21 protein-coding genes and 1 other RNA gene are annotated in these 23,923 nt (G+C 65.3%); 17 read left to right on the plus strand and 5 right to left on the minus strand.

Annotation, left to right across the window (positions count from 1 at the left end; all coding sequences use genetic code 11):
- Positions 1 to 66: 66 nt before the first annotated feature.
- Complete coding sequence (locus tag AC06DU_RS02775; protein WP_102580392.1) at positions 67 to 609, minus strand: PadR family transcriptional regulator; 543 nt, start codon at positions 607 to 609, stop codon at positions 67 to 69.
- Between the two features lie 193 nt (positions 610 to 802).
- Between AC06DU_RS02775 and mdcA the strand changes: the two genes are divergently transcribed.
- From mdcA to AC06DU_RS02820, 9 genes are all read left to right on the plus strand, one after another.
- Positions 803 to 2,449 carry a malonate decarboxylase subunit alpha gene (mdcA, locus tag AC06DU_RS02780; protein WP_478203486.1) on the plus strand — a complete coding sequence of 549 codons (1,647 nt, stop codon included), beginning with the start codon at positions 803 to 805 and terminating at the stop codon, positions 2,447 to 2,449.
- 9 nt (positions 2,450 to 2,458) lie between these two features.
- Positions 2,459 to 2,776: a malonate decarboxylase acyl carrier protein gene (gene mdcC / locus AC06DU_RS02785; RefSeq protein ID WP_016902872.1), complete on the plus strand. Its 318-nt coding sequence runs from the start codon at positions 2,459 to 2,461 to the stop codon at positions 2,774 to 2,776.
- A gap of 124 nt (positions 2,777 to 2,900) precedes the next feature.
- Positions 2,901 to 3,803 (plus strand): biotin-independent malonate decarboxylase subunit beta, encoded by a 903-nt coding sequence (locus tag AC06DU_RS02790; RefSeq protein ID WP_478204352.1) that lies wholly within the window; start codon positions 2,901 to 2,903, stop codon positions 3,801 to 3,803.
- A complete protein-coding gene (mdcE, locus tag AC06DU_RS02795; protein WP_478203487.1) occupies positions 3,794 to 4,498 on the plus strand; it encodes a biotin-independent malonate decarboxylase subunit gamma in 705 nt (234 codons plus the stop codon). Before AC06DU_RS02790 ends, mdcE begins: the two co-directional genes overlap by 10 nt.
- Positions 4,499 to 4,500: 2 nt before the next feature.
- Positions 4,501 to 5,142, plus strand: coding sequence for a malonate decarboxylase holo-[acyl-carrier-protein] synthase (gene mdcG, locus AC06DU_RS02800; protein WP_478203488.1), 642 nt, complete (start codon positions 4,501 to 4,503; stop codon positions 5,140 to 5,142).
- 362 nt (positions 5,143 to 5,504) lie between these two features.
- On the plus strand, positions 5,505 to 6,305 hold the full coding sequence (gene mdcB / locus AC06DU_RS02805) for a triphosphoribosyl-dephospho-CoA synthase MdcB (protein ID WP_478204354.1): 801 nt from the start codon (positions 5,505 to 5,507) through the stop codon (positions 6,303 to 6,305).
- A gap of 178 nt (positions 6,306 to 6,483) precedes the next feature.
- A complete protein-coding gene (gene mdcH / locus AC06DU_RS02810) occupies positions 6,484 to 7,404 on the plus strand; it encodes a malonate decarboxylase subunit epsilon (RefSeq protein ID WP_478203489.1) in 921 nt (306 codons plus the stop codon).
- Between the two features lie 84 nt (positions 7,405 to 7,488).
- Positions 7,489 to 8,844 (plus strand): SLC13 family permease, encoded by a 1,356-nt coding sequence (locus AC06DU_RS02815; RefSeq protein ID WP_024937865.1) that lies wholly within the window; start codon positions 7,489 to 7,491, stop codon positions 8,842 to 8,844.
- A 79-nt stretch (positions 8,845 to 8,923) separates the two neighbouring features.
- Positions 8,924 to 9,643, plus strand: a complete 720-nt coding sequence (locus AC06DU_RS02820) for a GntR family transcriptional regulator (protein ID WP_478203491.1) — start codon at positions 8,924 to 8,926, stop codon at positions 9,641 to 9,643.
- 153 nt (positions 9,644 to 9,796) lie between these two features.
- Here AC06DU_RS02820 and AC06DU_RS02825 read toward each other — a convergent pair whose 3' ends face one another.
- The 4 genes from AC06DU_RS02825 to AC06DU_RS02840 all read right to left on the minus strand — a co-directional run bounded on the left by AC06DU_RS02825 (position 9,797) and on the right by AC06DU_RS02840 (position 13,458).
- Positions 9,797 to 10,420, minus strand: a complete 624-nt coding sequence (locus AC06DU_RS02825) for an HAD hydrolase-like protein (RefSeq protein ID WP_478203493.1) — start codon at positions 10,418 to 10,420, stop codon at positions 9,797 to 9,799.
- A 241-nt stretch (positions 10,421 to 10,661) separates the two neighbouring features.
- Positions 10,662 to 11,081 carry an STAS domain-containing protein gene (locus AC06DU_RS02830; RefSeq protein WP_005923815.1) on the minus strand — a complete coding sequence of 140 codons (420 nt, stop codon included), beginning with the start codon at positions 11,079 to 11,081 and terminating at the stop codon, positions 10,662 to 10,664.
- Positions 11,078 to 11,509, minus strand: a complete 432-nt coding sequence (locus AC06DU_RS02835) for an ATP-binding protein (RefSeq protein WP_039523217.1) — start codon at positions 11,507 to 11,509, stop codon at positions 11,078 to 11,080. Before AC06DU_RS02835 ends, AC06DU_RS02830 begins: the two co-directional genes overlap by 4 nt.
- On the minus strand, positions 11,509 to 13,458 hold the full coding sequence (locus AC06DU_RS02840) for a SpoIIE family protein phosphatase (RefSeq protein ID WP_202397483.1): 1,950 nt from the start codon (positions 13,456 to 13,458) through the stop codon (positions 11,509 to 11,511). Before AC06DU_RS02840 ends, AC06DU_RS02835 begins: the two co-directional genes overlap by 1 nt.
- Positions 13,459 to 13,755: 297 nt before the next feature.
- Between AC06DU_RS02840 and AC06DU_RS02845 the strand changes: the two genes are divergently transcribed.
- The 8 genes from AC06DU_RS02845 to AC06DU_RS02880 all read left to right on the plus strand — a co-directional run bounded on the left by AC06DU_RS02845 (position 13,756) and on the right by AC06DU_RS02880 (position 23,776).
- The gene (locus AC06DU_RS02845; protein ID WP_047126145.1) at positions 13,756 to 14,355 is read left to right on the plus strand and encodes a hypothetical protein; all 600 of its coding nucleotides are present in this window, start codon (positions 13,756 to 13,758) and stop codon (positions 14,353 to 14,355) included.
- Entirely contained in the window at positions 14,352 to 15,674 is a 1,323-nt protein-coding gene (locus AC06DU_RS02850) for an XVIPCD domain-containing protein (protein ID WP_226426903.1), read from the plus strand. Before AC06DU_RS02845 ends, AC06DU_RS02850 begins: the two co-directional genes overlap by 4 nt.
- A gap of 85 nt (positions 15,675 to 15,759) precedes the next feature.
- A non-coding RNA gene (locus AC06DU_RS02855) (sX9 sRNA) lies at positions 15,760 to 15,835 on the plus strand.
- 922 nt (positions 15,836 to 16,757) lie between these two features.
- Positions 16,758 to 17,759, plus strand: a complete 1,002-nt coding sequence (locus AC06DU_RS02860) for an arabinogalactan endo-1,4-beta-galactosidase (RefSeq protein ID WP_024937856.1) — start codon at positions 16,758 to 16,760, stop codon at positions 17,757 to 17,759.
- Positions 17,760 to 18,170: 411 nt separating this feature from the next.
- A complete protein-coding gene (aceE, locus tag AC06DU_RS02865) occupies positions 18,171 to 20,858 on the plus strand; it encodes a pyruvate dehydrogenase (acetyl-transferring), homodimeric type (RefSeq protein ID WP_024937855.1) in 2,688 nt (895 codons plus the stop codon).
- Between the two features lie 48 nt (positions 20,859 to 20,906).
- Positions 20,907 to 21,854, plus strand: a complete 948-nt coding sequence (locus AC06DU_RS02870) for a sce7726 family protein (protein ID WP_478203495.1) — start codon at positions 20,907 to 20,909, stop codon at positions 21,852 to 21,854.
- The gene (locus AC06DU_RS02875; RefSeq protein ID WP_478203496.1) at positions 21,826 to 22,764 is read left to right on the plus strand and encodes a sce7725 family protein; all 939 of its coding nucleotides are present in this window, start codon (positions 21,826 to 21,828) and stop codon (positions 22,762 to 22,764) included. Before AC06DU_RS02870 ends, AC06DU_RS02875 begins: the two co-directional genes overlap by 29 nt.
- Entirely contained in the window at positions 22,757 to 23,776 is a 1,020-nt protein-coding gene (locus AC06DU_RS02880) for an RES family NAD+ phosphorylase (protein WP_478203498.1), read from the plus strand. The genes AC06DU_RS02875 and AC06DU_RS02880 overlap by 8 nt, the downstream gene beginning before the upstream one ends.
- Positions 23,777 to 23,923: the final 147 nt, after the last annotated feature.

Here is a 23,923-nt window from a genome sequence, read left to right on the forward strand (position 1 = left end):
ACGGCACTGCCGCAAGGCGCAATCAAACTGGCATCGGTTGGCTTCGGATCACGGCGATAGACGCACTCAGCCGTCGTCGCGCTCCATGCCGTCAGCGGCGGCGTTGAGTAGCGCGGCAATGCGTGTGGTTTCTGCATCCGTCCATTGCCCGTGCCGCGCAAACAGGCCGTGCTTGATGCGGTGGATGGCCTCGCGAATCGGCGCCGGGGTCTGTGCCTTGATCAGCTCGCGCGCGCGGCGGTGGGTGCGGGCCAGTGCCGCATCCAGCGCGTCACGGTGCTGCGCCGCATACGTACGGCCAGAGGCGGTGACCTGATAGCGCTTGCGTCCTTCGTCCAGCGCGGTCTGCACCCAGCCATCGGCTTCGAGCTGCGCCAGTGCCGGATAGATGGCGCCCGCACTGGGCGTGTACAGGCCTTTGAACAGCGCAGTGATCTGCCGCATCAATTCGTAGCCATGGCGCGGCTGTTGCTCGATCAGCGCCAGCAGCAGCAAGCGCAGGTCGCCATGTTCCAGAGGCCGTGCGCGCCCGGCGCCACCGCGACGCGTCGCACTGGGCGCTGCGGATGGATCGAGCTCACTCGGCAGGTCGTCGTGGTGGGAGCGCATCGTAATTCGATATATCGAAGTATGGCGAAAAGATATATCGAAGTGTGCTGGTCCGCAAGCGCCTGCCTGTCGCCCGGCTGTCCGGCCTGGACATCCCTGCCGCCCATGCTGCAACGCGGCTAGACACAGCCGGCCTCCATAATTACGATGTAATTACTTCGACATTACGGGCTTGGCCCGGTGAGGCAGACGCATGAGTCGACAGTGGGACACCCAGGCCGAAAGCCGGCGCCAGCGCCTGCAGCGCGCCGCAGCCCTGGCGCCGCAGGGGCGCGTGGTGGCCCCCAACGACGTGGTGGCGCTGCTGGAGGCGGTGATCGAACCCGGCGACCGCGTCTGCCTGGAAGGCAACAACCAGAAGCAGGCCGACTTCCTGGCGCGCTGCCTCACCGAGGTGGACCCGGCGCGCGTGCACGACCTGCATATGGTGCAATCGGTGTTGTCGCTGCCCGCGCATCTGGACGTGTTCGAGCGCGGCATCGCCAAGCGGCTGGACTTCTCGTTCTCCGGCCCGCAGGCCGCGCGCCTGGCCGGGCTGGTCGGCGAGGGCCGCATCGAGATCGGTGCCATCCACACCTACCTGGAATTGTTCGGCCGCTATTTCATCGACCTGACCCCGCGCATCGCGCTGGTCACCGCGCAGGCCGCCGACCGCCACGGCAATCTCTACACCGGCCCGAATACCGAAGACACCCCGGTGATCGTGGAGGCCACCGCGTTCAAGGGCGGCATCGTGATTGCGCAGGTCAACGAGATCGTCGACACGCTGCCGCGCGTGGACATCCCGGCCGACTGGGTGGACTTCGTCACCCAGGCGCCCAGGCCCAACTACATCGAACCGCTGTTCACCCGCGACCCGGCGCAGATCTCCGAGATCCAGGTGCTGATGGCGATGATGGCGATCAAGGGCATCTACGCCGAATACGGCGTGGACCGGCTCAACCACGGCATCGGCTTCGACACCGCCGCGATCGAATTGTTGCTGCCTACCTATGCCGAATCGCTGGGGCTGAAGGGCAAGATCTGCCGGCACTGGGCGCTCAATCCGCATCCGGCGCTGATCCCGGCGATCGAATCGGGCTTCGTGCACTCGGTGCATTCGTTCGGTTCGGAACTGGGCATGGAGGCCTACATCGCCGCGCGCCCGGACATCTTCTTTACCGGTGCCGACGGCAGCATGCGCTCCAATCGGGCGTTGTCGCAGACCGCCGGCTTGTATGCCTGCGACATGTTCATCGGCTCCACCCTGCAGATCGATCTGCAGGGCAACAGCTCCACCGCCACGCGCGACCGCATCGCCGGTTTCGGCGGCGCGCCCAACATGGGCTCGGACGCGCGCGGCCGCCGGCACGCCAGCGACGCCTGGCTCAAGGCCGGGCGCGAGGCGGCGCGTCCCGGCGAGATGCCGCGCGGACGCAAGCTGGTGGTGCAGATGGTGGAAACCTTCCGCGAACACATGGCGCCGGCCTTCGTCGACAGGCTCGATGCCTGGGAGCTGGCCGAGCGCGCCAACATGCCGCTGCCACCGGTGATGATCTACGGCGACGACGTCAGTCACGTGCTGACCGAGGAAGGCATCGCCAACCTGTTGCTGTGCCGCAGCGCCGAAGAGCGCGAACAGGCCATCCGTGGCGTGTCCGGTTACACCGCCGTCGGCCTGGGCCGCGACAAGCGCGCGGTGGAAAACCTGCGCGATCGCGGCGTCATCAAGCGGCCGGAAGACTTAGGGATTCGTCCACGCGATGCCACGCGCGACCTGCTCGCCGCGCGCACGGTCAAGGACCTGGTGCGCTGGTCCGGTGGGTTGTACGACCCGCCGAAACGTTTTCGCAACTGGTAGGGGCACAGCATGGAAACCCTGCGGTATCGCTTCGATGGTCAGCATGGCGCACGCGCCGGGCTGGACCATGCGCTGGTCGGCGTGGTCGCCTCCGGCAACCTGGAAGTGCTGGTCGAGCGCGTGCCGCTGGACGGCGCGATGGAGATCGAGATCCTCACCGCCGCGCGCGGGTTCGGCACTATCTGGCAGGCAGTGCTGGACGATTTCGCCGCGCGCCATCCGCTGCGCGATGTGCGCATCAGCATCAACGATGTCGGCGCCACGCCGGCGGTAGTGAGCCTGCGCCTGGAGCAGGCGCTGGACGTCCTGCAGGGAGCCGCCGCATGAGCCACCCCTCTCATCCCGTAGGAGCGCACCAGGGCGCGACGGGCGTTTCCGGTAACGCTGCAGTCGCGCCCGGGTGCGCTCCTACGCTTGTCGTTGGGAGATACGTATGAGCACCACCATTCCCATGGCCGAGCGCAGCTATTACGAAGCCGATGCGCGCGAGCGCATCGATGGCGTGCTGGATGCCGGCAGCTTCCACGAATTCGTCGGTCCGCGCCGTCGCCTGATCAGCCCGCATCTGGCCCAGCTGGACACGCCCGGCGCCTTCGATGACGGCATCGTCGTCGGTGAAGGCACACTGCGTGGGCGCAACGTGCTGATCGCCGCGCAGCAAGGCGCCTTCATGGGCGGCGGCGTCGGCGAGGTGCACGGTGCCAAGCTCACCGGCCTGCTCGAGCGCGCCGCTGCCACGCAGCCGGCGGCGGTGCTGTTGCTGCTCGACACCGGCGGCGTGCGCCTGCACGAAGCCAACGCCGGCCTGATCGCCATCTCCGAAATCATGCGCGCCACCTTGAACACGCGCGCCGCCGGCGTGCCGGTGCTGGCCTTGATCGGCAGCGGTAACGGCGCCTTCGGCGGCATGGGCATCGTGGCGCGCTGCTGCAGTGCGGTGATCATGTCCGAAGAAGGCCGCCTGTCGCTGTCCGGCCCGGACGTGATCGAAACCGTGCGCGGTGTGGAGGAGTTCGACGCGCGCGATCGCGCCCTGGTGTGGCGCGTCACCGGCGGCAAGCACCGCTATCTGCTGGGCGAGGCGCAGACGCTGGTGGCCGACCGCATCGCCGCATTCGCCGAGGCCGCCGTGCAGGCGCTGGACAAGCTGGCAGAGCCGGAAGGCGAGGCCGCATTGCAGGCGCTGGAACTTGCACAGCAACAGTTGGCCACGCGCATCGCCGCCTACGGCGATTGCCGCGACGGTCTGGAGATCTGGCAGCGCCAGGGCATCGTCGATGCGCAGCGTTTGCCGTTGCTGGAGACGGAAGCGTTCCTCGCTGCCACCGCCGACCGGAGCACTCCATGGAACTGAGCCAACTGCTGGATCAACTATTCCCGCTCGGTCACACCATCGCCCGCAATGACGATGTGCTGACCGGCAGCGCGATGACCGCTGCAGGCGAGGTCACCGTGATCGGCACCGCTAACAAACTGGAAGTCGGCGTAGACCACGCACTGGCATTGGCCGCCACCGTGTTGGCCAGCACGCGCGCGCATCCCCAGCGGCCGATCGTGATGTTGGCCGACACCGCCGGGCAGCGGCTCGCGCGCCGCGACGAACTGCTCGGGATCAACGGCTATTTCGCGCATCTGGCACGCTCGCTGGATCTGGCCCGCAAGCGCGGCGCGCGGCTGGTCACGCTGGTGTATGGCGAATCGGTCAGCGGCGGCTTTCTGTCGTTCGGTCTGATGGCCGATCACATCCACGCATTGCCGGATGCGCAGATCCGGGTGATGGATCTGCGCGCGATGGCGCGCGTCACCAAGCAGAGCGTGGACACCTTACAGGCACTGAGCAAGAGCTCGCCGGTGTTTGCGCCTGGCGTGGAGAACTATGTGCGCATGGGCGCGGTGGAATCGCTCTGGGACGGCGATCTGGCGCAGGCGCTGCTCGATGCCCTGTCCGCGCCCAGCGATGGCGATCAACGCCGGGCACGTGGCGCGCAGCGTGGCGGGCGCACCCTGGCGCGCGATGTCGCTGCGGCCGTGGCCGCGGGCGAGGCCTGAGCATGCCCGGCCGCCACGCACTGGCGTGGTTGCATCCCGGCGCGCGCTGGCAAGCGCTGACGCCGGGTGCGCAGCCACGGCTGCAGCAGTGGTTTGCCGCGGGTCTGCCGGCAGTGGTGGCGCGTGGCGATGGTAGCGAGGCACCCGGCAGCCTGCGGCTGGGCGTGCCACTGCCGCCAGACGAAGGCAAGCAACGCCTGGCATTGAGCGCCGGCCTGGACGAGGTCGCGCGCAGCACCGCGCCATTGGCGCTGGACGCGGTGATCGCAGCCGCACCCGCCGCGATGCAGCCTGCACTGCAGGCCTTGCTGATCGAGTGCAATGCCAACGCCCTGCAGCCGCGCGTCTTCGGCAGCTTCGCATGGCAGGCCCTGACCGGGCTTGCGTATGTGCATGCGCAATCGGATCTGGACCTGTTGTGGTCCATCGCCACACCCGAGCAGGCGCAGGCCGTGGTGACAGTGCTGCAGCGCTGGGAACAGCGCCACGGGCTGCGCGCAGACGGCGAACTGCTGCTGCCCGACGACACCGCGGTGAACTGGCGCGAGTACGCCGGCAGCGCGCAACAGGTCTTGGTGAAGTCCGCCAACGGCTGCCGCTTGCTGCCGCGCAGCGCGCTGTTTCCGGTGTGGAGCGCGGCATGAGCACGCTGGTCGAACGCACTGCCGATGCCAGGCGTTCCGTGACGCCTTGCAACGCGGTGGAGCGGCGGCGGCCAGTGACAGGAGCCAAGCAAACGGGCATCGCACCATCCCTGGTTGATGCGGCCAGCCAGTCGACGCACCTGATTCGTGCCGATCACGAATCGACGCTCGCACCGACACCGGCAGCAGCGCACGACGTACCGCCGCAGCCGCGACTGCACCTTGCCCCCGCAGGCGCTGGTTCGAACCGCGTGCATGCGCCATCGCGCGTTGCATGCACGCATGGCGAGCTGCAAGACAGTGCAGCCCGGCAACACGCATCGCATCCTGAAGCCGGCACCGCCAGCGCGCTAGCGCACCGGCTGGGGCGGCTGGCGGTCGCCGCCCTGCATGCAGAACTCGGCTGCGCGCCCAAACCCGGCCTGGTCACGCCGTTCGACAGCGGCAGCCATGCCGATATGGACGCGTCGACATTCCTGCGCAGCCTGTTCGCCCTGCGCGGCTACTTCGTCGCGATTGCACAGGCCGGTATCGACAACGCGCCGTTCGAGCAATTGCGCCAGCTCGGCATCGCGGCCGAAGCGGCGATGCTGCGCGCCACCGGCGGCATCAATACCCACCGCGGTGCGATCTTCAGCCTGGGCCTGCTCACTGCGCAGGCGGCGCGCTTGCGTGCCGTGCATGGGCATGTCCCTACCGGCGAAGCAGTCTGCAGCGCGGTGCAGGTCTGGCGCGATGCATTGCGGGCCGCGCCGCTGGATCCACACAGCAATGGCCAGCGCGTACGCGCGGCGTTCCGGATCAGTGGCGTGCGCGAACAGGCCGCAGCCGGGTATCCATTGCTGCGCGAGATCGCATTGCCGTCACTACGCAGTGCATTGCGCAGCGGCGCCACGCGCGAGGCCGTACTGGCGCAGACCTTGATGCGCCTGGTTGCCGAGGTCGACGATCTCAACCTGCTGCATCGCGGCGGGCAAGACGGGCTGGCTTACGCAAAGGCGCAGGCGCATGCGTTTCTGGCCGATGGCGGCATCGCGCATCCGCAGTGGCGCGCATGCTTGCACACCATCGGCAGGCAATTCGTCGCGCGTCGCCTGAGCCCAGGCGGCAGCGCCGATCTGCTGGCCTGCGCCTGGTTCCTGCACTGTCAGGAGACGGCATGAGCCTGTGTCGACCACTGGCAGCTGCCAAGGCGACGTCCATGCAGGCGTGTGGCGGCGCTGCCCTTCGCACTGCCTCAGTGAACGGCGTGCTTGTCCTGGTCACGGAACAAAACGCCCACAGTGCGAATGAAGGCGACGCTCGCACAAGGCACAGCATTTTCTGCAAGCAGGCCACCGCATGAGCCTGGCCGTGCTCTGTCCCGGCCAGGGTGGGCAACACGCCGCGATGTTCGCGCGGGTTGCCGATGCGCCTGCCGCGGCCGAGGTAATCGCTGCCGCGAGCGAGCTGCTTGGCGCCTCGGCGCAAACGCTGGCCGCAGACAACTCCCGCTACACCAATGCCATTGCACAGCCGCTGGTCTGCGCCGGCACGCTGGCGCACTGGCAGGTGCTGCGTGCGCAGCTGCCCACGCCGGTGTTGGTGCTGGGCTACAGCGTCGGCGAGCTGGCCGCGCATGCGGTTGCCGGCAGCATGGAGATCGCCACCTGCTTGCAGCTGGCTGCCACCCGCGCGCGCCTGATGGATGCGGCCAGCCCGCAACATGCCGGCTTGATGGCGGTACTCGGCCTGCCGCTGCGTACGCTGGAGGTGCTGTGCCGGACGCATGGCGCGGCCATCGCCATCGTCAATGGCGACGACCACGCCGTGCTCGGTGGGCCGCAGGCGGCGCTGCAGGCACTGGGCGATGCAGCGCAGGCGCAGGGCGCACGTGTCACGCCGTTGCCGGTGAGCGTGCCGGCGCATACGCCGTGGTTGCGGGCGGCTGCCGACGCCTTCGCCGTCGAATTGAACAATGCGGCCGTGCAGGCGCCCAGGCTGCGTGTGCTGGCCGGCATCGATGCGCGTGCCGTCACCACGCAGGCCCTGGTGGTGGACACGCTGGCCGCACAGATCGCGCAGACCGTGCGCTGGTCCGAGGTGCTGGTGCAGGCTGCCGAACGCGGCGCGCGGGTGTTTCTCGAACTGGGGCCCGGTAGCGCACTGGCGCGCATGGCGCGCGAGCGCGTGCCGGGCTGCGAAGCGCGATCGGTCGACGAATTCCAGAGTGCCCACGGGGTGGTCGAGTGGGTCAATGCCGCATGCGAGCGCGCGGCATGACGGTCGAGGTGGTGCACACGGCGTAACCCTTGGGTGGCGGGTGGCCATCCGTGCTGTACGCGTATCAGGTGTCTGGGAGGGCGCATGACCCCGCAAATTGCAACGATTCTTGGCTTGGTGATCATGTTCATCGTCGCCACCGCATTGCCCATCAACATGGGCGCGGTGGCCTTCGCGCTGGCCTTCATCATCGGTGGCGTGTGGGTGGGGCTGGACGGCAAGGAGGTGCTGGCCGGCTTTCCGGGCGACCTGTTCCTGACCCTGGTCGGCATCACCTATCTGTTCGCCATCGCGCAGAAGAACGGCACCATCGATCTGCTGGTGCACTGGGCGGTGCGTGCGGTGCGCGGGCGCATCGTCGCCATTCCCTGGGTGATGTTCGTCATCACCGGCCTGCTCACCGCCTTCGGTGCGCTCGGGCCGGCGGCGGTAGCCATCATCGGCCCGGTGGCGCTGCGCTTTGCCAAGCAGTACCGCATCAATCCCTTGATGATGGGCCTGCTGGTGATCCATGGTGCGCAGGGCGGCGGCTTTTCGCCGATCAGCGTGTATGGCGGCATCACCAACAAGGTGGTGGAAAAGGCCGGGCTGGACGTCACCGAGATGGCGGTGTTCCTCACCAGCCTGGGCTTCAACCTGATGATGGCGATCATCTGCTTCTGCGCCTTTGGTGGGCTCAAGCTGATGCGTCGGCAGGAGGTGTCGCTGGCCGATGCGCAGTATGTGGCGGTGGCCGACGACCAGGCCTCCAAGCGCCCGTTCGCGATCGAAGGGCATGGTTCGCTGGTGGCTGCCGGTGGCGGCACCTTGTCGACCAATCCGCTGGCGCTGGAAGCGGTCGCCATCACGCGCGATCGGGTGATCACGCTGGTCGGCCTGCTCGGTCTGGGCATCGCCGCGCTGGTCTACAACCTCAACGTCGGCTTGGTCTCGATCACCGTGGCGGTGGCGCTGGCGTTGATCTCGCCCAGCGCGCAGAAGGGCGCGGTGGACGGCATCAGCTGGTCCACGGTGCTGTTGATCAGCGGCGTGGTCACCTATGTGGCGGTGCTTGAAAAGGCCGGCGCGGTGGACTACATCGGCACTGGCGTGTCGCATATCGGCATGCCGCTGCTGGGGGCGCTGCTGGTCTGCTACGTCGGCGGCATCGTTTCCGCATTCGCCTCGTCGGCGGCGGTGCTGGGCGCCACCATCCCGCTGGCGGTGCCGTTCCTGATGCAGGGCCAGCTCGGTGCGGCCGGGGTGATCTGCGCGCTGGCGGTGTCGTCCACCATCGTCGATGTCAGCCCGTTCTCCACCAACGGTGCGTTGGTGGTGGCCTCGGCCGCCAAGGAAGAGCGCGACGCGCTGTTCCGCCGCTTCCTGGTCTACAGCGGGCTGGTGGTGTTGCTGGGGCCGCTGGTGGCCTGGCTGCTGTTCGTGGTGCCGGGCTGGCTGTGATCCGGCCCGTGTCCGGCAGGGCATTGGGGCGCCCCGGTAGAATGGGCGCCCCCACGCCAGCATCGACGACCCGCCTGCCATGACCCTCGCCCCTGATTCGCGCAACGCCAAGAAGCGCGTACCGCTGTACGAGGAAGTGGCCGAGCGTCTGCGCCAGAAGATCTACGACTACGCGCTGCCGCCGGGCGAATGGATCGACGAACCGGCGCTGGCCGAGGAACTCGGCATCAGCCGCACCCCGCTGCGCGAGAGCCTCAAGCTGCTCGCCGCCGAAGGCCTGGTGCAGCTGGACGCCGGCCGCGGCAGCCGGGTCACGCGGCTGACCCTGGAAGACCTCAACCAGTTGTTCCCGGTGATGGCGATGCTGGAAGGCCGCTGCGCCCACGATGCGGTCAAGCGCATCGACGCAGCCGGCGTGCAACGCCTGGAAGAGCTGCACGCGGCAATGGAAGTTGCCGCCACCGCTGGCGACCTGGCCGAGTACTACCGCAACAATTACCTGATCCACGAGACCGTGCAGCAGTACGCCGGCAATCCGTGGTTGATCCGCGTCACCCACGATCTGCACCGCATCCTCAAGATGCACCGCGGCCGGCAGCTGTTGACGCCCGGGCGCATGGCGCAGTCGCTGGCCGAGCACCGCGAGCTGATGGCGTGCGTACGCCGCGGCGACGCCGAAGGCGCAGAGCGCACGATGCACGGGCATCTGTTGAGCCAGGGCCAGGCCCTGGCGGCGTACGTGGCAGCGGGCGGCATGTTGAACGTGCCGGCGCCATTACCGAGGATGGGTGGGGTCTAGCAGTCGGCGCTGTCCGGGCGTATCCCCCCGCGCGCCGAGATCGCACCTTCCTTCTCCCACCGGGAGAAGGTGCCCGAAGGGCGGATGAGGGTACGCACGCAGCACCGGAAAGCTTCTCGCTCCTGCGAATCCTCCAATCCCAATCCCCGCCGCCTACTCCCCGCCCAACGCAAGCAAGTCATCCACGCGTTCGATCACCCGCGTCTCAGCCAAGCCGACAAACACGTCCGGATGCGCATAGCCCCACGCAACTGCAGCAAACGATAAGCCCACCGCTTGCGCCGCCTCCCAGTCGGCGACCTGGTCGCCCACGTACACCGCCTGCGCTGCGGTGTGCCCGGTGCTGCGCAACACGCGACGCAAGGCGCGCTGTTTGCCCAGCAGATGCGCACCGCCGTCGATCACTGCGAACTTCGCGCTCAGCTCCTCGCCCAGCGCGCGCTGCACATTTTCCACCGAGTTGGACGACACCAGGGCCAGGCAGATGCCGCGGGCGTGCAGGGCCTGCAGCACCCCGGCAATGCCGTCGAACAAGGCCATCGGCGGGGCGGCACGCATCAGGCGGATGAAGTCGGCGGCCACCAGCGGGATACGCCAGCTGCTCAGGCCCGATTGCTTGAGCAGTTGGCGGGTGCTCAAGCGGCGTGCGGCGTCCACTTCATGCGCTTGCGCGGCGCGGAAGCCGTGCCGCTCGGCCAGTACGCGCTGCGTGCTCAGAAAGAAACCGAACGAGTCGGCCAGGGTGCCGTCGAAATCGAAGATGATCAGCTTGGGCATCGCAACGCAGGGATCAGGGCGTCATAGCCTAACCACTGCTGCGCACACGCCGTACGCAGACACGCCACCCATGTGCGTGCAGGCGAGGCGATACCGCAACGCGATCGGCACAACCGCTGCACGCATCGCCAGGCAGGCGGGCGTCCGATGCCGGGGATCGGCATGTACCACGCGTATCCTTCTACCGAGCGCGCTGCTTACATCCAGCCGGTGTTGGTTAGCGGTGCGGCGCTGGCCGCACTCAGGCCTCGGCGAAATGCGGCACGATCGGCGTATCGCCTTGCGCATGCTGTTCGATGACCTTGCGCTGCATCGCCGCCAGGTAGGCATCCAGCTCTTCGGTGGAGGCGAAGACATCGCTCAGCGGCACTGCCTTGACCATGTCGAAGACCTTGCGGATCTGCGGCTGCGGGTTGGTCACCAGCACCTTGCCCTGGCGCGTGGCCAGTGCCTTGCGCGCCTTGAAGATGCAGCGGATGCCGGCGCTGGAGATGTATTCCAGCGCGGTCAGGTCCAGCACCAGCGTGGTGATCAGGGTGCCCAGCAGCGGCGACAGCGCCGCGTCCAGATCCTGGTAGGTGTGGGTGTCCAGGCGCCCGGTCAGGATGACGCGTTGACGGGTGTCCTGCGGCGGGTCGATCTGAATGGCGAGCGTGGTCATGACAGTGCCTCGGGGACGGGGGCGTACGGGTGGAGCAGGGTGACGCGCACCACGTTGTATGCACCATCGCGGCGGTAGTCGATGTGATCGGCGAACTGATGCACCAGGAACAGCCCCAGCCCGCCGATCGCGCGCTCGTCGAGCTCGGCACTCAGGTCCGGCATCGCGGCGGTGCTGGGGTCGAAGGCACTGCCGGGGTCGTGCATCTCCAGCACCAGCGCCTGCGGGTCCAGCTGCAGTTGCAGGCGCAGCGGCTGCTCGGCGCACTGGCCGTGGGTGAGCGCATTGCAGCCGAGCTCTTCCACGATCAGCCGCACCTGGCCGATGCGCTCGGCGTGCAGGCCTTCCAGCGTGAGCGAGTGTTCCAGCGCGTCGTTGGCGCCGGCCAGCTGGGCCAGTGAGGGCGCGATGGCCAGGTCGAGCTTCATCAGGTCGTTGCCTTTCCGGGTGCGTCCCGGCCAGCGTCTGCGACCCGCCCAGCATGCTCCTGGCGCAGCCGGATCGCCAGCAGGGTGATGTCGTCGTACGGGTCGGCCTGGCCGGTGAAGTGGGCGATGTTGGCGATCACCGCCTTGCACTGCGCCGCCGCGCTGCGGCGTGGCCGCAAGGCGCCGAGCAGGCGCTCCAGCCCATAGCTGGCCCCTTGCTCGTCCATCGCCTCGGTCACCCCGTCGGTATAGCCCAGCAGCGTCTGCCCGGCGCTCATGCGGCCCTGCAGCACCGGGTAGGCCACCTGCGGCTCGATCCCCAGCGGCGCGCCGGTGTCCAGCGGCAACGGCCGCGCGCTGCCGTCGATGTCGATCAGCACCGGCGGCTCGTGGCCGGCACTGGCCAGCCAGTAGTCGCCGCTCACCACGTTGATCACCCCGCACAGCACCGTGGCGAACATGCAGGTGTCGTTGTTTTCGGCCAGCCGCGTGGAGGCGGCGATCAGGATGCTGTCCGGGCGCGTATGCCGGCGCGCGGCGATTTCCAGCACGCTCACCGCGCGCGCCATGAACAAGGCGGCCGGCACGCCCTTGTCGGACACATCGCCCACCACAAACCACAGCAGCCCCGGCTCGGTCTCGACGAAGTGGTAGAAGTCGCCGCCCACCGCCTTGGCCGGCTCCAGCCAGGCGCAGGTTTCCAGATGCGAACTGGCGCGGTCGAAGGTGCGCCCGGAGGGCAGCATCGCCTGCTGGATCTCGCGCGCAATCTGCAGCTCGCTGTGCATGCGCTCGCGCGCGGCGGTCATCTCGCCGATCTGCGCGATGTGGTCGCGGATCGCATCGCGCGCGCTGTCGAACGCACGCGCCATCACGCCCACCTCGTCGCGGCGTTCGATGTGCTGCAGCGGGTATGCGAATTCGCCACGGCGAAAGTGCTCGGCAGTATCGGTCAATTCCTCGATCGGGCGCGTCAGCTTGCGCGTGATCCGCCCCATCAGCCACCACCACACCACCGCGCCCAGCAACGCCGCCAGCGCCACCCACGCGGCCAGCCAGTTCAGGCCCGCCAGCACATAGCCCTCCGAGGCGGACAGCACGAAGGTCCAGCCGCTGCGCCCCACCGCCGCGCTATGGGTCAAAAAGCGCTCGCCATCGGGCGCGGTGTGCGCGAACGAGATCGGCTGGCCCGCCGCCACCGCGCGCTGCAACGGCAGCAGGTCGGGCCGCGAATGCGCCACGTAACGCTCCAGGGTGTAACGCAGGTTGAGCGCCGGGTCGGGGCTGAACACCAGCATGCCTTCGGGCGACAGCAGCATCGGCTGGATGCCGATGTCGCGCGGCAGCTGGTCGATGATCTCGCGCAGGTGCTGCAGCGGCAGGTCCACGCTGACCATGCCCACCGGCGCGGCATCCACCGCATCGCCCGGCCGGCGCAACGGCAGGTTGTAGCTGGTGTACAGCGCGTTGCCGCCATTGGCGTTGAGATACGGCTCTGACCACCACGCGCGGCCTTCGCGCTGGGTGCGCAGATACCACGGCATCGCGCGGTAGTCGTAGCCCAGGTCCTGCACCGATTTCTCCAGCACGCGCGTGCCGTCGCGATGCACGTACCAGACAAACCCGGTGTCGCGCGCTTTCTGCGTGCGCGGCTCGATGATCAACCGCGCCGCACCGATATCCGGATCGCCGCTGAGCGTGGCCAGCAGCAGCGCGCGCAGATTGAATGGCTGCAGCCCCACCGCGCTGCTGCTGGCCGCCAGCGTGCGGCCGCTCACCTGCACCGAGTCCAGCATCGCCGCCAGGCTGCGCGCGGTCTGCTCGGTCAGGCCATCCACCTCGGTGCGCGCCGCCTCCACCAGCTCGGCGCGTGCGCCCAGGTAGAACACCGTGCCCAGCAACGCCAGCAACACCACCAGCACCGCGGTGGCGGCCAGCAACACGCGCATGCGCAGGCTGTGCCGCCAGTGCACCCGCGGGGTGACGGCCACGCTGTCGGCTGGCGATGTGGGACCCGTGGCGATGGCGCGCTTCCGTGGCGGCGGATGGCCCCGATCATGGCAGTTTTGCGGCCGCCGGCAACCGGCTCACGGCCGCCTCATCCTCAGCTGCCGTAAATTGACCCCGGCGGGTCAAGCAAACTAGATTGACTCCCCCTATCGCCATGGAGGCCGGCCTTGCGCCAGATTCTGACCCCGAGCCTGCTGGCCCTTTTGCTTACGGCCTGTAACGCCCCGGAGACCAGCATGACCCAGACCCAATCCCCCGCAACCGAGGCCGCCGCAGAAGCCGACGTCGAGGCCGGTGGCCGCGGCCTTGCCAAGTTGAATCCCAACCCGCGCAAGGCCTACGAGGTCACGCTGACGCTGGACAAGGCGCCCGGCGCCTTCGGCCTGGTGCAGGGCGCGGCGCAGTACGACGTCAGCAACGAAGCCGAATGCGGCAAGATCCAGCCCGAAACCGGCACCGCCGGGCGCATCACCAGCCAGGAAGACTTCGCACTCAAGAAGATCTCCGACACCGAGTACCGCGGCACCGTCTATCTGGACCTGATGCAGGACGAGGACTATTACGGTCGCGGCGTCTGCCACTGGGAATTCAGCGGTGCCAGCGTGCTGCTGAAGGCCACCGGTGCAGAGGAAGAGACCCGCTTCCTGTCGTTTATCGAAGGCAAGACGGTGACTGCGCAGCAGCCACAGACGAAGTACTACTGGAAGGAAGGGTATCCGCGCTCGGAGTCCAAGAGCTTTCCGGACACCGGTGAGCTGAGCCCGGACAAGTTCAAGCCGGAAATCCGCGACAATCTCTTCACCATCACATTGGCTGCCAAGGAAGTTGCGCCATGAGCATCCCATCGCCGCACTATGCGGGCTTGTCGGAAGATGTCTACAAGGATCGCGCCGTCGGCCGGCGCGCGCCAGGTCAGGAAGAAATCGTCGTGGTCGAGGGGCAGCGTTATGCGGTTCTCGACCACGTCAACAACAAGGCCACCGGCTATCAAGGCACCATCTACCGGCGTGAAGGCAGCGGCGACATCGTGGTCGCCCATCGCGGCACCGAGGGCGCGGTCAAGGACATTCTCACCGATGCGACCATGGTCACCTCGCGGACCAATCCGCAGGCAGCCGACGCGCTCGCGCTGACCAAAAACGCGATGGACATTGCCAAGGACGTCGGCAAGCGAACCGGGCACCAACCCGAAGTCACCGTCACCGGCCACTCCCTGGGCGGTGCGCTTGCGCAGGTCTCCGCGCACCACTACGACCTCAAGGGCGAAACCTTCAACGCCTACGGTGCAGCCAGCCTGAGTTACCGCATTCCCGAAGGCGGCAACAGCGTGATCAACCACGTGATGGCGTCGGACCCGGTCAGCGCGGCCTCGCCGCATTTCGGGCAGGTGCGCATCTACGCCAAGCCGGATGAAATCGCCACGTTGAGCGGCGCCGGTTACAGCAACAGCAAGGCCAATTTCCTGATTCCCGACTACCCGCTGGTGGCGGCCGGCGGTTCGCTGGGCGCGCACAAGCTGGGCAACTTCCTGGGCGAACATTCGGCGCTCACCGACCCCAACGCGCGTCCGCTTGCCGAAAAGAACGCGCGCATGATCGACGAATACCGCAACGATGTGGACGGGCTGCGCACCGGCACCACCATCCTGACGCGCAGCGCGCGCGGCCTCGGCCAGGACGCCATCGACGCCATCCGCGGCCCGCTCGCTCCGGGCGAGCCTGCCAAGCGCGACGCGCGCGAGCACGGCAACGAGCACACCTCGCTGCGTATCGACCAACCGGGGCATGTGGGCAACGCCCTGTTCCAGGACGCGCAGCGTGGCGTGCACGCGCAGGACGCACGTGCAGGGCGCGCGCCCGACCAGCAAAGCGCCCAGTTGTCCGGCTCGCTCGCCTCGGAAATGCACGCCGCCGGCGGCCAGCGCATCGACGCGGTGATGATGAGCCCCGATGCCGCACGCACCTTCGCCGTGCAGGGCCGTGTGGACGACCCCGCGCAGCTGCGTGTCAGCGTGGAGACCATGACCGCGATGAACACCCCGCTGGAGCAGAGCAGCCAGCGCGTGGCCGACAACGCCGCACGCCAAGCGGTGGCGCTGGAGCAGCAGCAAACCCAGACCCAGCAACAACAGCAGGGCGCACGCGCGCTGGGCTGAGCGCGCTCATGCATGCGTGGCGTTGGGCAGCCGACAAAACGGCTGCGCAGCCGTCAGGTGGGCGCGGTCGCTGCCCGGAATCGGCATGGACCAAGGGTTCACTGCAGTGCCGGGCGCGCCAGCCGCACCATCTGACGGCCGCTCGCTACGCGCTGGGAGTCGCGCTTGATGCGGTGACTGCGCCAGGCCTGACGCGGCGACGCTTCGATCCGCCAACTGCCGCCATCGCATGGTGCACAGAAAAAACGCCGGCTTGCCCGGCGTTTTTCGTTTCGGTCGCTGCCCATCCATGGACGCGAGCGTGTCGAGTGCGCCGAGCGGGCAGGGCAGTAGGAAGGCGGGCGGTCTTCACCCGTCGGGCTGCTGCGGTCGAGCTGGAATCGCAGCTTGCCGCGTAGCGCCGGTGACGGTGATCGAGCCAGGGTGGTCGTTCCAGAATCAGCTGTCAGCCACAGCCACAGCCACAGCCACAGCCACAGCCACAGTCACAGTCACAGCCACAGTCACAGTCACAGCCACAGTCACAGTCACAGCCGCAGCCGCAGCCGCAGCCGCAGCCGCAGCCGCAGTCACGCAGCCGCAGTCACGCAGCCGCAGTCACAGCACGGCCGCTGCGCGCGGTGAGCGGTGAGCGGCGTACGTACGGCGAGGGTGTGCGCTTCCAGCAACGCGCCCCGGTGCCGGGAGGCCCATAGCACGTCGCCGCACCGCATCGCATCGAGCCCAGGTCTACTTGTGCTGCCCTGACAGTCGACCACGCCTGTCACCTCAGCGACCGATGTCCAATCGCAGACTCGCTGCGCACTATCGCGGCGGTTTTCTGTTGCACCCGCACAACAATGCGCTGGCGAAAATATCGCCAGTTCGCTGGCGCAAGGTGTTTGCCGCCGCGAGATATGCCGCAACCACGCAGCAGCTATAGCGAGCGCGACCGCATTGCGCCGCCGTGCTGCAATCGCCACCGTTTCGCGGCGTGTCTGGCCGCTGCGGGCAGCGCCGCATCACCACAGGCACGCGGCGAGTTCAGGGGGATCAGGCAGGGCGCCATGTGGCGCGACATCCATCGATCAAGGGAGAGGGTTCATGCACGTTTTTCGCAAGGGGTACCACCGTTTGCTGCTGGTGCTGTTGCTGGGTGGCCTCAGCGCCGGCGCCGGCGCGCAGGGCATCGCCAAGGGCGCCGATGTCAGCTGGCTCAACCAGCAGGCCGCGGCCAACCCGCCGCAGGTGTTTCGCGATGCTTCCGGCAACACCACCGACTTCATCAAGCTGTTCAAGGATGTGGGCGGCAACGCCATCCGCCTGCGCGTGTGGGTCAACCCGTCCGGCGGCTGGAACGATGGCCGCGACACCCTGGACAAGGCCAAGCGCGCCGCCGCGCAGGGCATGCGCATCATGATCGACTTCCACTACAGCGACAGCTGGGCCGACCCCGGCAAGCAGACCAAGCCGGCCGCCTGGGCGGGCCACTCCGTCGCCCAGCTCAATACCGATGTCTACAGCCACACCCAGGGCATCCTCAAATACCTCAAGGACAACGGCATCACCGTCAGCTGGGTGCAGGTGGGCAACGAGATCAACAGCGGCATGCTGTGGAACGAGGGCAAGACGCCCAACTTCGCCACGCTGGGCCAGTTCATCAACAGCGGCTACAACGCCACCAAGGCGGTGTACCCCAACGCCAAGGTCATCGTGCACCTGGCCAACGGCTACGACAACGCCAACTTCCGCTGGTTCTTCGACAACCTGCGCTCGGCCGGCGGCAAGTGGGACGTCATCGGCATGTCGCATTACCCGCCGGTCGGCAGCTGGCAGGACTACAACAACCGCCTGGACACCAACATGCGCGACATGATCTCCCGCTACGGCAGCGACGTGATCGTGGCCGAGGTCGGTATGGACTGGCAGCAGGCCGCCACCACCCGCGCCATGCTCACCAACCTGCTCAGCCGCAGCAGCGCCATCGGATCGCGCGTGCTCGGCATCTTCTACTGGGAGCCCAACGCCTACCCCGGCTGGCAGGGCTACACCATGGGCGCGGTCAACAACAACGGCCAGCTGACCGAAGCGCTACAAGCGTTCTGACCCCCCCCAACCACCGTAGGAGCGCACCCGGGCGCGAGATGCTTCACCGGTAACGCCCCTCGCGCCCAGGTGCGCTCCTACAGGGCGCCAGGCGCACCCCCCAGGCGTAGGAGCGCACCCGGGCGCGACCGGGCTTTGCCGGTGACGCCCGTCGCGCCCGGGTGCGCTCCTACGGGGCAGGCGTGTCGGTCCTTTCCGGCCGGCGGCCCTTATCCTTTGGTCGTATACCGGCAGCGCCCGCTGCACCGGATCGTCGTCCCAGCCGGCATCGTTACCCCACCCACGCACGACACCGTCCCATTCCATACGCACCCGTAGCGAGGAATGGCAACAGGTGCGTGCGGTACACTTGGGGGTTCACGAATTCACGATGTCGACACACCCGCGGGGTGTGTCCCCCCGGGAGCGCTAATGAACTGGTTGAACGAAGTGCTGCACAACGATCCGAACCCGCTTGAGACGCAGGAGTGGCTCGAATCGATCAAGGCCGTCATCGACGTCGAAGGCCCGGAGCGCGCCCATCAGCTGCTGGAAGGCATGGTCGAACAGACCCGCCGCGCCGGCGCTTACCTGCCGTTCTCGCCCACCACCGAGTACGTCAACACCATCGCACCGGCCAACGAGGCCAAGAACCCTGGCGACTCCGCGTTGGAGTGGAAGATCCGCTCGATCATCCGCTGGAACGCCATGGCCACCGTCGTGCGGGCCAACCGCAAGCCGGGCGACCTGGGCGGCCACATCGCCTCGTTCGCCTCCAGCGCCACGCTGTACGACGTGGGTTTCAACCACTTCTGGCGCGCGCCCAGCGACCAGCACCCGGGCGATCTGCTGTTCATCCAGGGCCATAGCGCCCCGGGCGTCTACGCCCGCGCCTTCCTGGAAGGCCGCATCAGCGAAGCCCAGCTGGACAACTTCCGCATGGAAGTGGACGGCCAGGGCATCTCCTCCTACCCGCACCCGTGGCTGATGCCCGAGTTCTGGCAGACCCCCACCGTGTCGATGGGCCTGGGCCCGCTGGCCGCCATCTACCAGGCGCAGTTCATGCGCTACCTGGAAAACCGCGGCCTGATCGAGAAGTCCGACCGCAAGGTGTGGTGCTTCATCGGCGACGGCGAGAGCGACGAGCCGGAAACCCTCGGCGCCATCGCGCTGGCCGGACGCGAAGGCCTGGACAACCTGATCTTCGTGGTCAACTGCAACCTGCAGCGCCTGGACGGCCCGGTGCGCGGCAACGGCAAGATCATCCAGGAGCTGGAAGGCGTGTTCCGTGGCGGCGGTTGGAACGTCATCAAGCTGCTCTGGGGCGGCTACTGGGACGCGCTGCTGGCCAAGGACACCGACGGTGTGCTGCGCAAGCTGATGATGGAAACCGTCGACGGCGAATACCAGAACTGCAAGGCCTTCGGCGGCGCCTACACGCGCGCCAACTTCTTCGGCAAGTACCCGGAGACCGCGGCCATGGTCGCCGGCCTGTCCGACGACGACATCTGGCGCCTGAACCGTGGCGGCCACGACCCGCACAAGGTGTACGCCGCCTACCACCAGGCCGTGAACACCAAGGGCATGCCCACCGTGATCCTGGCCAAGACGGTCAAGGGCTACGGCATGGGCTCGGCCGGTGAGGCGCTCAACCCCACCCACCAGACCAAGAAGCTGGACGACGCGGCGGTCAAGCACTTCCGCGACCGCTTCAACATTCCGGTGACCGACGCCCAGCTGGAAGATGGCCAGGTGCCGTTCTACCACCCCGGCGAAGATTCCCCGGAAGTGCAGTACCTCAAGGAGCGCCGCAACGTGCTGGGCGGCTTCCTGCCGTCGCGCCGTCCCAAGGCCAGCAAGTCGTTCGTCGCGCCCACGCTCGACAAGTTCGAGCGCCTGCTCAAGGACAGCGGCGAGCGCAGCTATTCCACCACCATGTCGTTCGTGCAGAGCCTCAACATCGCCCTGCGCGACAAGGAACTGGGCCCGCGCATCGTGCCGATCGTGGCCGATGAGGCGCGCACCTTCGGCATGGAAGGCATGTTCCGCCAGATCGGCATCTATGCCCCGTTCGGCCAGAAGTACAAGCCGGTCGATGCCGATCAGCTGATGTACTACCGCGAAGACCAGACCGGCCAGGTGCTGCAGCAGGGCATCAGCGAGCCGGGCGCCATCGCCTCGTGGATGGCCGCCGGCACCAGCTACTCGGTCTCCGACGTGCCGATGCTGCCGTTCTACATCTACTACTCCATGTTCGGCTTCCAGCGCGTGGGCGACATCGCTTGGCAGGCAGCGGACATGCGCACGCGTGGCTTCCTGCTCGGCGGTACCGCCGGCCGCACCACGCTCAACGGCGAAGGCCTGCAGCACGAAGACGGCTTCAGCCAGGTCATCGCCGGCTCCATCCCGAACGTGCGTAGCTACGACCCGACCTTCGGCTTCGAAGTCACCGTCATCATGCAGCACGGCATGAAGGCGATGATGGAAGACCAGATCGACGAGTACTACTACATCACCCTGATGAACGAGAACTACGCCCACCCCGGCATGCCGGACGGCGCAGCCGAGGGCATCATCAAGGGCATGTACCTGCTCAAGGACGCCGGCAAGCCCAAGAAGGGCGAGCTGCGCGTGCAGCTGCTGGGCAGCGGCACCATCCTGCGCGAGGCCATTGCCGCGGCCGAGCTGCTGGACAAGGACTTCGGCGTCACCGCCGACATCTGGTCCTGCCCCAGCCTCAACGAAGTGCGCCGCGACGGCTACGCCGTGGAACGCTGGAACCGCCTGCACCCGGAAGCCGAACAGCGCAAGCCCTACGTCACCCAGCTGCTGGAAGGCCGCCAGGGCCCGGCCATCGCTGCAACCGACTACGTGCGCGCCTTCGCCGACCAGATCCGCGCCTTCGTGCCGATGACCTACACCGTCCTCGGCACGGATGGGTTCGGTCGTTCGGATACGCGTGCCAACCTGCGCCGCTTCTTCGAGGTCGACCGTTACTACATTGCGCATGCGGCGATTGCCGCGCTGGCGAAGGATGGCAAGATGACGGGCAAGGATGTGGCCCGGGCGATCAAGCAGTACAAGATCGATCCTGAGAAGGCGAATCCTGTTGGGGTTTGATGGAAATAGGGGGGGGGGGCTTCGGCCCCTCTTCTTTTTGGTGTACTGATGAAACAAAAAGAGGAGATGAATAATCCGGCTCGAGCATGTAGTCGCATTGATTTTTCGTGTGCAGACGTAATGCTTGTTCGCCGGATTTTCTCGAGCAGAGTTCTTAAGGAGCTGGCCAATGGATGGCTACCAATGGAGCTTTCGGCCGTTCTTAGGTCTTTGGAGTCAAATGGGCACTTGAATGAAGGTGCGACACTTTCCAACATCTATGAGCATGCGTTCAAGTACTGTTTCAAGAATCAACGCGTCGAATACTTCTACAAGAACGCAATAATTCAGAAGTTGGTCCTAGGTAGGAGTTCACTGGCTGCGACAGCTGCGTTTCTTGAGGTCAGAATCGCCGGCGCAAAGTTAGATGTTCTTCTCGCGAAAGACTGTATAAATGCATTTGAAATAAAGACTGATTTTGATGAATTGGCGCGACTTCCCTCCCAGGTAAGTGCCTATCAGCATGCCTGCCGGGAGGTGTCTGTTGTCACCAGCGATCGCTATGCTTCTGCAGTTGAGAGGTCAACTGGAAGAGAAATTGGAATCTATGTTCTTACGGATAGGTATCAATTGCATACGATCCGCGCGCCGGAAAAGTTCGATTCCTGTCTCGTACGATCCGATATGCTCGCGCTCCTGCGGCGTAGAGAGTTAGTCGAGTTGATCGATGCGTATGGTCGAACATCTGCGGGTATACCTAATACAAGGCTATACCAGGAGGCTCTCGCTGCTTCCCAGGGCGTTGGGCTCATCGAGCTGAATTCGTTCGTGGCGAATCGACTGCGTCGGCGATCTGCCAAGAAGGGGAGCCTCGTGAGCGGGCTGCCCGTGTCTCTCGCCGCCTCAGCGATGGCTCAAGACTTGACACGCACTCAGATCGCAAGGTTAATTAGGTTGTTCGAAATGGACGTCACAGGGGGAATTCAGAATGAGCTATCACCCGTATTTCCGAGGTAAGCAGTACGAGCTAATCTGCGTCAAAGAGAATGCGGAGCTTCTAGCCAGAGCAGGGTTTTGCCCCGTCATTGAACCGGTAAAGAATGATGCCGGCTCAATGCTCCGTTGCCTCTCAGAAGTGAAAGATAAGGGGGGGCGGGCGTACATTGTTGCGAATCCCGGGTGCGGAATGCTGAAGGGCGGCCTCCCGGAAGATTTTATGAGTAGCATCTCGGCGCTTATTAGTAGCTATGAAGGGCTGTCTTGGATCTACCGAGCTCAAGGGGTCGAAGATCAATCAGTAGAGCTATCAGCGGCTAAGCTACCTTTGCTCCATGATCGTTCGACCGATGCTTCGATTATGCGTGCGAGAGCGGAGGCGGCTGGGGCGAGCTTCGACCCCAACGTGTTCGTTGATACAAAGGACTCCGGCCCTCTCTATCGTAGGAATTTCAAAGGCGCGGATAGAATTCTGATTCGAGATGGATTTCGAAAAAAGAAGAACTCGGATTACCTAGATCCGAACATTGAGCATTTTTCTGATCTCCATATAACTTACCAGGATGATGGGATGCAGGGGTTCGGGGACTTTCTCACTGTAGGTGATGAGTATTCGGAGGGAGGTGGGCCTGCATATGCGGTAGCAATTCACCTGACTTTTGTGGATGAGGATAATGACTCGTCAATGTTTATTCGCCACTTTGTTTCTGATTCAAATTTGACGCCTGCGGATCCTGCCGGAAAATTCAGTGAGGCGTTGGGGAAGCTTGCAAAAGCAGTTCGCAAAGTCAATTCAAAAATCATGAAGACTAAAGCGGTTCTTGAGTTCTTAGACCTTCATGATCGGGGGCACTACCCTGGATTGGGTTATGTCAAGAAGCTCAGCATGCAACACCATATCGAGCTGATGATGGATGTTGTCCATGGCTAAGTGCTGCATGCTTTGCTTCCAGGATTCGGCTATTTCCCAGAAAATTGCAAGGCAGAGTACAGAGCTGGGTTACTGCGAAAGATGCACTACACAGCGTGCAATTCTTGTTGAGTGTTCAGAGCTGAGTAGTGATTTTTCCATCCTCCTCTCGCTATATCAGGAGTCCGCAGATGGGGAGCACCTCCTGGAGCTACTCGAGCGAGACTGGGACATATTCTCTTCCAAGGTTTCCGACAAGCGCTCGCTTCTTGATGCACTACTTCCGGAGACTGTTGGAACGAGATACATTGCCATCCAATCGGTTGCAGATACTGCTCAGAATCGATGGATTGCACTCAAGGATGAGCTGAAGTATAAAAATAGATTCTTCCCGGAGTCCGCGCCCAACCAAAAGGAGCTTGCTGAACTTCTTGGCCTTTTGGTTATATCTCAAAATGACCTGCCTAGGAATTTTTTTAGGGCAAGAGTTCAGAGGGGCGAGGAAGCATTTAGTTTGATTGATTTGATGGCGCCACCAGTCGGAGTGGCTCAAGCAGGGCGAGCAAATCCTCCGGGGTTGTCCTATCTCTACGTAGCAAGCGATCGAGACACGGCGCTTGCTGAGGTGCGACCCACAGTTGCGGATGTAGTCTCCGTTGCTCAGTTTGAGGCTACGCGAAATTTCAAGCTCGTCGATTTGTCCGATCCTCGTTCTCAGATATCTCCATTTCGGCTTGGAATAGAGACTCTGAGCAATGTTAGGGCTGAGATGGCGTTTCTTTCAATGCTCAGTGAGGACTTAACGAGGCCGACGCCTGTTCATAAGGCTCCATTCGATTACTTGGCCACACAGTATCTCTGTGAATTGATAAAGCGAATTGGATACGATGGTGTCAGATACAGAAGTTCACTCAAATCTGGCGGTTATAACTTTGCTTTCTTCGACGTGGAAGCGTTGCGCCCAGTCACTCTTCACGATCCACTGGTAGTTGCTGGCGTGACACTGAACACGATTGCTTTTTGCAACTCTTGATGCGCGCTTCAACAAGCCATATCCGATTTCCCTCTGCGAGCTAAAGTAGTGAGGCACACCTAGGTCTAGGTCCAGGGCGCTGCGAGTGCCAGGCAAGGGAATGAGGGCTCGCGGCCATGTCTGCAGAAACCGGCGATATCAGCGCGG

The sequence above is a fragment of the Xanthomonas sp. NCPPB 3200 genome (assembly GCF_056393585.1).